At 70.0% G+C, this 12,548-nt stretch carries 9 protein-coding genes; 6 read left to right on the top strand and 3 right to left on the bottom strand.

Annotated features, from left to right (window positions below; genetic code table 11):
• The 5 genes from ABTZ89_RS25970 to ABTZ89_RS25950 form a co-directional block, all read left to right on the top strand.
• Window positions 1–2,796: acetyl-CoA carboxylase family protein (locus ABTZ89_RS25970; protein WP_351049293.1), on the top strand; the 2,796-nt coding region annotated here is incomplete at its 5' end.
• Window positions 2,797–2,827: 31 nt separating this feature from the next.
• Window positions 2,828–4,444: a class I adenylate-forming enzyme family protein gene (locus ABTZ89_RS25965; protein WP_351049290.1), complete on the top strand. Its 1,617-nt coding sequence runs from the start codon at window positions 2,828–2,830 to the stop codon at window positions 4,442–4,444.
• A 180-nt stretch (window positions 4,445–4,624) separates the two neighbouring features.
• Entirely contained in the window at window positions 4,625–5,353 is a 729-nt protein-coding gene (locus tag ABTZ89_RS25960; RefSeq protein WP_351049287.1) for a GAF domain-containing protein, read from the top strand.
• A 45-nt stretch (window positions 5,354–5,398) separates the two neighbouring features.
• Complete coding sequence (locus ABTZ89_RS25955) at window positions 5,399–6,181, top strand: GAF and ANTAR domain-containing protein (protein ID WP_351049284.1); 783 nt, start codon at window positions 5,399–5,401, stop codon at window positions 6,179–6,181.
• Window positions 6,178–7,101, top strand: coding sequence for a GAF domain-containing protein (locus tag ABTZ89_RS25950; protein WP_351049281.1), 924 nt, complete (start codon window positions 6,178–6,180; stop codon window positions 7,099–7,101). The genes ABTZ89_RS25955 and ABTZ89_RS25950 overlap by 4 nt, the downstream gene beginning before the upstream one ends.
• A gap of 436 nt (window positions 7,102–7,537) precedes the next feature.
• On the opposite strand, the gene ABTZ89_RS25945 is transcribed toward ABTZ89_RS25950, so the two are convergent.
• The 3 genes from ABTZ89_RS25945 to ABTZ89_RS25935 all read right to left on the bottom strand — a co-directional run bounded on the left by ABTZ89_RS25945 (window position 7,538) and on the right by ABTZ89_RS25935 (window position 10,993).
• A complete protein-coding gene (locus ABTZ89_RS25945) occupies window positions 7,538–8,782 on the bottom strand; it encodes a MalY/PatB family protein (protein WP_351049278.1) in 1,245 nt (414 codons plus the stop codon).
• A 124-nt stretch (window positions 8,783–8,906) separates the two neighbouring features.
• Window positions 8,907–9,515 (bottom strand): DUF305 domain-containing protein, encoded by a 609-nt coding sequence (locus ABTZ89_RS25940; protein WP_351049276.1) that lies wholly within the window; start codon window positions 9,513–9,515, stop codon window positions 8,907–8,909.
• Window positions 9,512–10,993, bottom strand: coding sequence for an LVIVD repeat-containing protein (locus ABTZ89_RS25935; protein WP_351049273.1), 1,482 nt, complete (start codon window positions 10,991–10,993; stop codon window positions 9,512–9,514). Before ABTZ89_RS25935 ends, ABTZ89_RS25940 begins: the two co-directional genes overlap by 4 nt.
• A gap of 383 nt (window positions 10,994–11,376) precedes the next feature.
• Between ABTZ89_RS25935 and ABTZ89_RS25930 the strand changes: the two genes are divergently transcribed.
• The coding region (locus ABTZ89_RS25930; RefSeq protein ID WP_351049270.1) for a vanadium-dependent haloperoxidase at window positions 11,377–12,548 on the top strand (1,172 nt) is incomplete at its 3' end.

The following is a 12,548-nucleotide window of genomic DNA, read 5'->3' as shown; positions in this document are numbered from 1 at the left end:
ATCATGATCAAGGCGCTGGCCGGTGGTGGCGGGCGCGGTATGCGGGTGGTTCGCGACGCCGCTGCCGTCGACGAGGCCTACCGGGCGTGCGCCGCCGAGGCTGATCTGGGTTTCGGGGACCGGGAAGTGTTCGCGGAGGCCCTGTTCGACGGTGCCCGGCACATCGAGGTCCAGGTGGTCGCGGACGGCACGGCCGCCCTGGCGGTCGGTGACCGGGACTGCAGCGTGCAACGGCGGCACCAGAAGCTGCTCGAGATCGCACCCGCGGCCGACCTGGCGCCGGACGTGCGCCGCGGCCTGCACGAATCCGCGGTGCGGCTCTGCGCGAGCCTCGGGTACCGCGGACTGGCCACAGTGGAATTCTTGGTGCGGGGTGAGGAGTTCGCGTTCCTGGAGGTGAACCCCCGGATCCAGGTGGAGCACACCATCACCGAGGAGATCACCGGTGTGGACCTGGTGGCAGCTCAGCTCGCCCTCGCGGACGGTGCCGTCCTGCCCGACCTCCCGCTCCCCGGTGGTGTCGTGGCGGACGCGTCCGGCGTGCGGGGCGAACCCGCAGCCCCCGCGAGCACGGCGGTGCAGGCCCGGGTGAACCTGGAGACGATGACCGCCGACGGCGGCGCGACACCGACCGCGGGCACCCTCACGACGTTCACCCCGCCCACCGGGCCGGGGGTCCGCGTGGACACCTTCGGACTGCCGGGCCTGGTCGTGAGCCCGCGGTACGACTCCTTGCTGGCCAAGGTGATCGCGCGCGCGGGAACCCGCACCGCCGCCCTCGCGAAGCTCGACGCGGCCCTGGGCGAGTTCGCGATCGAGGGTGCCGCCACGAACATCCCCTTCCTGCGCGCCCTTCTCTCGGACGGGGATCTGCGCGCTGGCCCCGTGAGCACCACGTTCCTGGCAGGAAGCATGGAACGGCTGGTGGCCGAAGCGGGCGCGACCACTCCCGCCCCCTCGGCCCCCGTCGCCGCGCTGGAGCTGCGGCCGGGAGAAGAGGTGGTTCGCGCCCGGATGGCGGGCACAGTGGTCGCAGTTGCCGCCGAAGGCGAGGAGGTGCCTGCGGGCGGTCAGCTGGCTGTGCTGGAGGCCATGAAGTTGGAGCACGTCCTGGCTGCCGATCACGCGGCGCGAGTGGTGCGCGCGCTCGTGCCGCCGGGTCGCACGGTGGCGCCGGGCGATCCGCTCGTGGTGTACGCGCGGACCCGCGCGGCGGAGGCGGAATCCGCATTCGAGCTCGACCTGGACTCCGCCCGGCCCGATCTCGACGAGGTGCGCGAGCGGCAAGCCGTCACCCAGGATTCGGCACGTCCCGAGGCCGTGGCCAAGCGTCACAAACTCGGTCGCCGGACAGCGCGGGAGAACATCAGCGATCTGGTGGACCCGGGCAGCTTCGTCGAGTACGGGTCCCTGGTGCTCGCCGCCCAGCGCCGCCGGCGGTCCGAGCAGGACCTGATCACCAGCACTCCGGCCGACGGCCTGATCGGCGGCGTCGCGACCATCGGAGCGGATCGGTTCGGCCGGTCGGCGGCCGAGGCCGTGGTGCTGTCCTACGACTACACCGTGCTCGCCGGTACGCAAGGAATGCGCAACCACGCCAAGACCGACCGGATCCTGGGGGTGGCACGGGACCGGAAGGTGCCCGTGGTGCTGTTCGCGGAGGGCGGCGGCGGCCGACCCGGCGACACCGACATCGATGTCGTTGCGGGGCTGGACGTTCCGACGTTCCGGCTGCTGGGTTCGCTGCGCGGCGGTGCGCCGACGGTGGCGGTCGTCTCCGGGCGCTGCTTCGCCGGGAACGCCGCGCTGGCCGGCGCCTGCGACGTCGTGATCGCCACCCCCGACGCGAACATCGGCATGGGCGGACCCGCGATGATCTCCGGCGGTGGGCTGGGGGAGTACCGGCCCGAGGACATCGGTCCGATCGACGTGCAGCGCCGCAACGGGGTCGTCGACCTGGTCGCGAAGGACGAGGAGCACGCCGTCGACCTGGCGCGCCGGTACCTCTCGTACTTCCAGAGCCCGCTCTCCCCGGGCGAGGGCGTGGAGTGGGAGGCGCCGGACCCGCGCCTCGCCCGGCACGTGGTGCCCGAGAACCGGCTGCGCGCTTACGACATCCGCACCGCCATCGATGCCATCGTCGACGTGGGCTCGGTGCTGGAGCTGCGTCCGGACTACGGCGTCGGCATCGTGACGGCGCTGGTCCGGGTGGAGGGCGTCGCTTACGGCCTGGTGGCCAACAGCAGCCACCACCTGGGCGGCGCGATCGACGCCGAGGCCGCGGACAAGTTGGCCGAGTTCCTGGAGCTCTGCGAATCGGGCGGGCTCCCGATCGTTTCCCTCTGCGACACACCGGGTTTCATGGTCGGACCGGAGGCGGAGAAGGACGCGACGGTCAAGCGCTTCGGCGGGCTGTTCGTGCTCGGTGCTCGCCTGACGGTGCCGTTCGGCGCAGTGGTGCTCCGCAAGGGCTACGGCCTGGGGGCGATGGCGATGACCGGCGGCTCCTTCCGGGCTCCCCAGTTCACCGTGGCGTGGCCGACCGGCGAGATCGGCGGTATGGGGCTCGAGGGGGCGGTCCGGTTGGGCTACAGCAAGGAACTCGCGGCGGCGCCCGACGAGGCCGCGCGCCAGCAGCTGTACGACGACCTGGTGGCCGAGGCCTACGAGCGCGGACGCGCGTTGCGCGCGGCCACCACCTTCGAGCTGGACGACGTGATCGACCCGGCCGACACCCGGCGCTGGATCAGCACGCTGCGGCCCAGCGGACGACCCCGCCGAGGCACCGAGGCGTGAGACTGGGAGGCGCTGCGAGGTGAGTGATGTGGTGAGCGGTCCCATCGTCCCCGGGAGCTTCGCCACCGCACCCGGGCTCTACGACGACATCTCGATCAGCGAGGTCGTGCGCACCTGGGCGCGGCAGATCCCCACCGGCACCGCATTCGTGACCCCGAGCCGGACGACGACGTGGAGCGAGTACGACCGGTTGGCGGATGCGGTCGCCGAAGAGCTGAACAGGGCAGCCGGCGGTCCGCGCTCGCGCGTGGCACTGCTGCTCCCGGACACGGCGGGCGTGCACGCCGCGCTGTGCGGCTGTTTCCGGGCGGGCCGCGTCGCGACTGCCATCGGGGTGCGTTCCGGGGTGCGGGAAGTCGCGCACATCATGGGCCGCACCGGCGCCGAGGTCCTGGTGACGTCGGCAGCGATTCGCGGCCGGTCGTGGCACGACCTCGTCGTCGAGTTGCGGGAACGCGGGGTCTTCCCGGTCGATGTCGTGGTCGTCGACGACGAGCGCGGATCGGTCACGCGGCACCGCGTCGGTGGTGCGGGCCGAGCCGAAGTGACGAGCTCGAGCGGGGTGCCGTTCAGCACGTCGGAGGTGACGATCCTCAACTCGACCTCCGGAACGACCGGACTGCCGAAGGTGGTCGCTCACGGGGAGCGGCGGTGGGTCGCCTTCGCGCGCGAGGCGATGCTCGGAGGCCGGATCGGGCCGGACGACGTGGTCTGCTCCGCCGTTCCGGCTCCGTTCGGCTTCGGGCTGTGGTCGGCGCACTTCCTGCCGGCGCTCCTCGGCGTTCCGGCCGTGGTGACGTCGAGGTTCGACGTCGAGGAGATCGCCGAGCTGATCGAGCGCGAGAAGGTCACCGTGCTCTGCTGCGTCAGCACGCAGTTCAAGATGCTGCTGCGCTCGGAGGCCGTGCGCGCCCGCGATCTTTCGAGCCTCCGCGTCCTGTACACCGGGGGCGAGTCCGTCGCGTACCGCGATGCTCGCGTGTTCGAGGAGCGCACGGGTGCCAAGGTCCTGCAGTTCTACGGCTCGAACGAGGCCGGTGGCGTCAGCCGCACGACCCTGGACGACGACGTCGAGACGCGCTTGCGCACCTGCGGTCACGTGCTCGAATCGATGGACGTCCGGGTGCTCGACGACTCCGGTTCCGAGAGCACCGGACGGATCCGGCGTGGGCAGCCCGCGGTGCGCGGCCCGCTGGTGTCCGCCGGGTACTGGGCGGATCCGGCGGCGAACGCCGAGCTCTACACCGACGACGGCTGGATGCTGCTCGGCGACGTGGTGGAGATCGACGACGTCGGCCGGGTGCGCGTCGTCGGTCGCAAGGCCGACTTCATCATCCGGGGCGGCAAGAACATCTCGATCGTCGAGATCGAGGAGCTCGTTCGCGGCCACGAGTCGGTGTCGGACGTCGCCGTCGTCGGCATTCCCGATGACCTCTACGGCGAACGCGTCTGCGCTGCGGTCGTTCTCGCGGGCAGCGGGCGACTGGACACCGAGTCGCTCGCGAACTGGCTGCGGTCGCGCGGCGTGGCGACCGAGTACCTGCCGGAGTACGTCGTCACCGTCGACGAGCTCGAGGTCGGACCGGGCGGCAAGACGGACCGCCGGGCTGTGCAGGCCGCGGCGATGAAGGCGCTCGGTCGCACCTAGCGCCCTTCCTGTACCGATCAAGTCAGCACCCTGTCGGCCGGCACGCCCCTGCGCGTCTGGGGCCGAAAGTCCCGGTCCGGAGTCCGTGTTCGCGGTGTCACACTGAGTAGTGGTAATGGCAGGGTCGGATGCGTTGAACCTGGACCCGTATGGCGCCCGATCCCCGGGGCGGGGGCGGCTATGGCGGTTGATCGCATCCGGCTGGCGGAGGGGCTCGCCGCGATCGTCGCGGACGTGCCCGGGCAGGAAGGCTTGCCCGAGCGACTGTGCCACGCGTGTCTCGCGGCATTGCCCGTGGACGGAGTCGGGCTGTCGTTGATGACCAACGAACACGCGGGCGGTCGGATGCTGTTGGGAGCGACCGACGCGGCGGGGAGCAAGATCGAGGAGTTGCAGTTCAGCCTCGGCGAAGGGCCGTGCGTGACCGCGTTCAGCGAGGCACGTCCGGTACTGGTGCCGGATGTGACGACGGACGAGGTTCGGCTGCTGTGGCCCGCGTTCGCCGAGCAGGTCGTCGCCGCGGGAGTGGGGGCGCTGTTCGCGTTCCCGTTGCAGGTTGGTGCGATCGGGATCGGTGTGCTGGATTGCCACCGCATCCGAACCGGGCCGTTGGAGGAGGTCACCGAAGCGCTGGTGGTCGCCACGGCCGTGACCGCCGCACTGCTGGACCACCAGGCCCGCATCCTGGCCGCTGCCGAGGTGAAGCCGGAGCTGATCGACCTGTCGTGGCGCGACCACGCCGCGGTGCACCAAGCCACCGGCATGGTCTCGTCGCAGTTGAGCGTGCCCACCGACACCGCGCTGGCGCGGTTGCGCGCCCACGCCTTCTGCGAGGGCCGGCCGTTGAAGGACGTCGCCGCCGATGTCGTGGCTCGCCGCCTCCGGTTCAGCGAGGAGGACGGAGGCTGAGCGGGGTGCGGGTGGGACCAGGGTGAGGAGATGAGGAGGTTTGCCATGGTGGCGCGTTCAGAGCCGCAAGAACCTGCTGTGACGGCGGCCTTCGTGGAGTTGGCCGACAACCTGGTCAACGACTTCGACGTGCTCGATCTGCTGCACACGCTCGTGCGGCACTGCGTAGCGCTGCTGGACACCGCCGCTGCCGGGCTGCTGCTGGTCGACGAGATGGGGCACCTGCGGTTGTTGGCGTCGTCCAACGAGCAGGCCCACCTGGTCGAGTTGTTCCAGGTCGAAACCGACGAGCCCAGCCCGTGCACCGACTGCTTCCGCACCGGTAGGCCCGTCACCGCCGTGGATATCGCTCAGCACGCCGCCACTTGGCCCGGCTTCGCCACCGAGGCCCAACGATGGGGTTTTCGCACCGTCCACGCATTGCCGATGCGGCTGCGCACGGACACCATCGGAACGCTGAACCTGTTCCGCGCCGAACCCACTGCGCTGGACCACGACGACCTGGTGCTGGCCCAAGCATTGGCGGACGTGGCCACCATCGCGATCTTGCAACACCGGGCCCTGGCCCGCCGCGATGTGCTCATCGAGCAGTTGCAGGGTGCGCTGAACAGCCGGGTCGTCATCGAACAGGCCAAAGGTGTGCTCGCCGACCGCGGCCGGCTCGACGTGGACACGGCGTTCAACCTGCTGCGCCGCTACGCCCGCACCCACCACGCGCGGCTTTCCGGCGTGGCCTGGCAGGTCGTCACCGACCGCGGCCGTGCCGAGGAGATCTTGGGTTGGGCCGAACCGACCTCGCACGGTCAACGCGGTGACGGACCGCCATGAACGGCCCCGGAGGCCAGGCGTGTCCGAAACGCGCTGTGGTCGAGGCGCTGGCCAGGACCGCCCGCGCGTTGGTGGGCGACTTCGACCTGTCTGAAACGCTGTACGACCTCGCCACCGACGCGGTCGACGCGCTCGACGGGGATCTCGTCGGGATAATGCTGGCCAACAGGTCCGGGGGCTTGTTCCTGGTCGCGTCCTCGGACGAGGGCACCGACGCCATCGGGTTGCTGCGGCTGCAGATCTACCAGCGCGGTCCGTGCATCGAGTGCCTGAACACCGGCCAGGTCATCTCGGTCGAGGGGCTGGGCGTCGACACCGACCGGTGGTCCAGCTTCGTCACGGCAGCCATCGCGTTCGGGTTCCGCACGGTGCACGCACTGCCGATGCGTTGGCACGCCCGGACGGTGGGGGTGCTCAGCCTGCTCCGCACCGACTCCAGCCGACTGCCCACCTGCGATGTGGCACTCGCGCAGGGGTTCGCCGACCTCGCTGTCCTCAGCCTGCACCAGCAGCACTGCCTGGCCCACCGCGGACACCTCGCGGAACAGCTGCACGCGACGCTGAACAGCCGAGCGGCTCTGGACCGGGCCAGAAGGGTGCTCACCGAGGAGAGCCACCTCCAGATCCACGACACCTTCGCACCGCTGCGCGACTACGCGCGCACACCACCTGCGGCTGACCGAGCTGGCCCAGCGCATCACCGCCGACCACGTCCTCGCCCGGCAAGTGCTCGCGGCGCGGTTCTGAGCAGCTCCGAAGATCGAGCCAGGGCAGCGGCGTCCGGGAGAGTCGTCCGTCAGCTCGCGCGCCAGGGCTGGTACTCGGCGGGGATCCTGTCCATGAGCCAGCCGAGGTCCCCGTGCGCGTCCTCTTCGGTGTCGAACCCGGTGCGCGCGTGCACCTCTCCGTGCTCGAAGTAGGTCAGCACCCACTTCCCCGATGCCTGCTCCAGCACCAGTTCGAAGCAGGGCCCCTCGTGCCAGTGTCCGTTACCCGCACTCCAGCGGCCGACGACTCGGCCCATGACCGCGCGCCTCCAGCACTCGCGCTCTGCGGCCCACGCGGCGAACCCGCGTTGCGACCACCGATGTGCGGGAGCACGCGGTGGTGATGGGAGGGCGGTGGAAACGCGTGAGCGCTCGGATCATCCGCAGCACCGGAATCCACCGGAATCCCACCTCGCACGCGGGGTCTGGGCGTGAACGCAGGTATGTCGTTTCTGCACGGCCAGTACACACCACGGCCGAGCACGCGAATGCGGACCTAAGTCCCGTCCACGCCCCAGGGCTTCGAAGGTTCAGCGCAGAGAGAACGATCGATTCGCCGGTGTGCTTCGAACTCAATCGACTGCTCCTTTTACAGTTCCGTCACGGCGGTGAGGAGTCGTTGGATCGCCAGGTCGACTGTCGAGCGGGGGCAACCGAGATTCACCCGCATGTAGCCGTGTCCGTCGAGGCCGAACTTCTGCCCCTTGTCCAGCCAGAGGCGGGCGGTGGTGAGCATGAAGTCGTTGAGCGTCTCGGCGTCCATTCCGAGCTCTCGGCAGTCCATCCACGCCAGGTACAGCGAGTCGGCCGGTAGGACGCGCACCTTCGTGGTGGCGTTGTTGACCGACGTTGCGAAGTGTTCGTGGTTGCCGCGCAGGTAGGAGAGCAGCTCTTCCAACCAGGGTTCGCCGTGCGTGTAGGCGGCCTCGGCCGCGACCATTCCGAGGGTGTTGACCAAGGGGAACGCGTTCCGGTCGTACTGGCGCAGCAGTTCCTCGCGCAGGCGGCGGTCGGGTACGAAGGCGTTCGCGCTCTGCAAACCCGGCAGGTTGAAGGTCTTGCTCGGGGCCGTGCACGTGATGCTGTTGCGCGCGAACTCGGGGGAGAGCGAGGCGAACGGGACGTGCTTCTTCGCCGGGTTCATGATCAGGTCTTGGTGGATCTCGTCGGAGACGACGAGGATTCCGCGCTGGGCGCAGATCTCGCCCATCGCGGTCAGTTCTTCCTCGGTCCAGACGTTTCCCGTCGGGTTGTGCGGGTGGCTGAGGATGAACAGCTTGGTGTTGGGCTGGATCGCGGCTTCGAACGTTCGCGCGTCGAACCGGTATCCGTCGTCGGTGCGTTCCAGCGGAGCGAGGGCGAGGTGGCGTCCGTTGAGCAGGACGTCGTCGTGGAAGTGCCCGTAGACCGGGGGCTGGATGAGGATCGAATCGCCAGGTGCGGAGAAGGCTTGCACGGCGGTTTTCAGCGTCGTGATGACCCCGGGGGTCTGCACCACCCACTCCTCGGGCACCTCCCACCCGAACCTGCGGAACTGCCAACTCGTCACCGCATCCACGTAGCTGTCGCTCGCGCCACCGGGATAGCCGAAGACACCGTGGTCCACGGCCTCGTGGAGGGCGTCGACGACTGCCTGCGGGGCCTTGAAGTCGGTGTCGGCGACCCACATCGGGAGCGGGTCCGCCACGGCCTGCTCGGGAGTCAACATCGTCTTCGCGAACGCCCACTTCATGGAGTTGGAGCTCTTGCGGTCGACGACCTCGTCGAAGATCGACTTCGATGCGCCACCAGCGGAGTTCGCCTGCATCCCGGCCTGGGAAGTCTCGATTGCCATGCGTCGAGCGTAGGTAGCTTCCCGCAGAAGGCGTTCGCTTCTGCTGCCGCTCAACGGGATGTGCCGCGGACGCGCGAATTCGGCGAGCACGATCGGATCGACACCCCGTGCGGAGGGGCGCAGATCAGCGGGCGGGCAGCGGCTGCGCACCGGATTGCTGCAGCAAGAGGGTCAACGTGCCGATCTCCTGCTGCTGTTCGGCGACGATCGCGTTGGCCAGGTCGCGCACGTGCGGGTTCGACACCTGCTGCGCGGCCGCGGCGGCCATGTCGACGCCGCCCTGGTGGTGCCGGATCATCAGCTGCAGGAAGACGACGTCGGCGTCGGTCCCCGTGCTCGAACCGAGCTGGTTGAGCTCCGGCATGGAAGCCATGCCCGGCATGGGGGTTTCGCCGTGGTGGTGCGCGCCGCCCATCCAGGACATCGGCGCTTCCGCGATCTGAGGTGCTTCCCAGAGCACCAGCCAGCCCTGCATCCGGCCGATTTCGCGGAGCTGGTCGGCCGCGATCGCCTCGGCTGCGGCATCCACCTGCGGGCTCAGCTTGCCGCGGACCAGCTGCACCATGGTCACCGCCTGCTGGTGGTGCACGATCATGTCCTGGCTGAACCCGACGTCGGAGGCGCTGGGAGAGGTGCGTTGCGCGTCACCGCCGCCGCGCAGCGACGTGCCGGCGAGCAGGCCGATCCCGAACACCGCCAGCGCTGCCAGCGCGGCCAGGACGCGGCGGTTCATCGCAGGGGGTAGGCGTCGTTGGTGAACTGCAACGCCAAGGCGCCGTTGTCGTCGCAGGAAACCCACAACTGCTCGCCGACGAACCGGGGCGGGGACATGCACCAGTCCGCCGTCAGGTCGGTCGGGCCGAGGTTCAGCGGGGGGTTGCCGACGTTGCCGTTGCTGATGTCGGAGACGGTGGCACCCACCGGAACCGTGGCGTGCGCGGAGTTCACCAGCCGCGCGTTCTGCCCGACCTGTCCGGGCGGGTTGAAGTAGGCGATCTCCCGCGGCCGGTCCGGTTCGCGGATGTCGAACACCCGGATGCCGGACTGCACCCAGCCGCAGGCCAGCGCGGTCGGGTCCGCGGGCCGGTCGATCGTGCAGTAGTGCGCCTCGTAGCCGAAGATCCCGTTGCGCGCGGTGTCCTCGGCGCGCAGGGCGGTGTTCTCCGGCCGGTTGATCTCCAGCTTGAGCTGGCGGACGGTCTTCGGGGCGCGCTCGTCGGAGATGTCGATGATCCGCACCCCGCCGGAGCCGAACTCGTCCGCCACCACCAGGTACGGCCGGCCGCCGTCGGTGAAGGGGATCGCGTGCTGGGTGATCAGCCCGTCCTGCCAGCTGATGTCGGAGATCCGGCGCAACAGCGGAAAGGGCTTGCGCCGCTGGACGTCGCTGGCGTCGAAGGTGGTGATCCCGGCGGGCAGCGCGCTGGCCACGTAAAGCCGGTTGCCGTCGGCGCTGACCCCGAAGCCGTGGTTGGACAAGCCGGTGGTGCCGACGAACACCACGCTCGGGCTGGCCGGGTCGGCAACGTCGATGGCGGCGATCGTGCCGCCCACGGCGCCGGTGGCGTAGTAGGTCCGCCCGTCCGGCGCCCACCCGCCCTCGTGGCCGGGCGTCGGCATCGGCAGCGTCAGCTGCGTTCCGGCGACGCTGTTGAGCAAGCGGGGATGCGCGCAGTCGGTCTTGACGTCGTAGACGGAGAAGAACACCCCTCCGGTGAGGATCCCGGTGGAAACCGCGGCGAGCAGGCCGCGTTCCTCGTTCACCTTCAACGTCTCCCACGTGCCGCCCACCGTGGCGGGGCTGACCAGCGAATCGGTCAGCTCCGGTTGCGCGGGGTCGGAGAAGTCGACGACGTTCACCCCGGGCCGCTCCGCGCGCGGCGATCCGGTGACGATCGTGCCCAGGTACTGGCAGTGGCCGTAGGAAGCCCTGACCGTCGCCTGGCCCTGCCCCTGGAACTGGCCCAGCAGCTCCAGATTGCACTGGTAGGGCGCTTGGCTGCTGCGCCCGCTCTGCCGGTCGCCCAGCGGCACTTGCCCCTGCAGCCCGGTCTCCGGGGCCGATCCCGGCCCGCACTCCGCGCGCGGCACGGTCGTGTCCACCGGCCCGTCGGCCGCCGCGGTCAGGACCTCCGAGGAGGACACCAGCAACGCCACCGCCGCTAGCGCGCCGAGCAGGCGCAGCGATGTCCGACTCCACCCCTGAGACACGGACGACCTCCCGCAGCCGACGCTATCCCCGCCACCAAGCGCAACGACCCGGTGCGCGGACGGATACGCGGGCGTTGCGCCGAAACCGCAGGGACACCAGGAGTTCCCTGCTCGAAGCCCCGCCAGGAAGTGAGCTCAGCGCGGCAGACCGGATGGTCGGAATCGGATTGGTGGTGAACCTGCTCGCCGCTGTCGTCGTACGTGGCACCGAGAGGTGAACGCCGACGGAGGAGCTGCACATGGGAAGAGGCTTGTTCGAACGAGGGTGGGCGTCCAGAGGTAGCACCGCCTTGGCCGCCGTGTCGGTGGTGGTCGGAACGACGGTCGCGGTGCCATCCGCAATCGGCCAGCCGGCTGTGGATGTGGCTTTGGAGTGGTACGACGTGTCCGCCGCAACCGTGGACGCGGCGGGCATCCCGGCATCGGCGCAGGTCACGAAGAACCGAGTGTGGGCGGTGTCCTGGCTCGCGGCGGCCCGGGCGGTCCGCCCTGACCTCGGGGTGGGGCACCCGCAGGAGTACGAGCAGGCGGCGATCGCATCAGCAGTCCACGCTGCGCTGTCGGAACTGGTGCCGAGTCGCCAGGCGGAGCTGAACGCTGCGCTGGAGCGAACCCTGGACCGGATCCCGGACGGTCCCGCTGAGGACCGAGGCGTTCGCGTCGGCCGCGAGCAGGCGCGCGTCGTGCTCGCGGATCGAGCGAACGACGGATTGGATCCGGAATCGGTCAACGGGCCGTACCAACCCCCGGCGCCGGGTCCCGGGGTCTGGCAGCCCACGCCGCCGACGTACGGGGCCGCCATCCAGGCCGGATCGAGGTACGCGAAGCCGTTCCTGCTCGACGACCCGGCGCAGTTCCGGTTGGGGCCGCCGCCCGAGCTCGGCTCCGAGCGCTACCGGGCCGATCTGGCCGAGGTTCGCGCGTTGGGCGTCTCGGGCAGCGCGGTGCGCACTGACGAGCAGACCAGGACGGCGAAGTTCTGGGAGCAGTCCACGCAGCAGGCCTACACCGGGGTTTTGCGGGCTGCGCTTGAACAGTCGCGGCAGCCGTTGTTCCAGCGGGTCGGCATGGTGGCGATCTTCAACGTCGCCCTCGTGGACACGCAGATCGCCACTTCCGACAGCAAGTACACCTACGCCCGCTGGCGGCCTGTCACGGCCATCCGGGCAGCTGACGACGGTGACGGTGATCCGGGCACCACGCCGGACCCGGGCTGGACGCCGGAGGCCACGACGCCGCTGCACCCCGACTACCCCAGCGGGCACAACACCTATGCCGGGGCAGCGGAAGCCGTGTTGACGGCGCTGACCGGCGAAGGACCGGACGAAGCCGTCACCATCGGCAGCTCGACGGCTCCGGGGGAGTACCGCACTTACGCGGAATGGTCGCAGCTCACCGCCGAAGTGGTCGACGCCCGGGTCTGGTCCGGTCTGCACACGCGGACCGCTGACGAAGCCGGTGTGACCGGCATCAAGGTGATCGACGTGCTCACCCCGTACGTGCAGGGTGGCAAGATCGGTCTGTTCGGTGGCGCCGGTGTGGGCAAGACGGTGCT

Source organism: Saccharopolyspora sp. NPDC002686 (assembly GCF_040295745.1).
Taxonomy (GTDB): domain Bacteria; phylum Actinomycetota; class Actinomycetes; order Mycobacteriales; family Pseudonocardiaceae; genus Saccharopolyspora; species Saccharopolyspora oryzae.
Note: the sequence above shows the minus strand (reverse complement) of the source record. Positions and strands in the feature narration are given on the sequence as shown.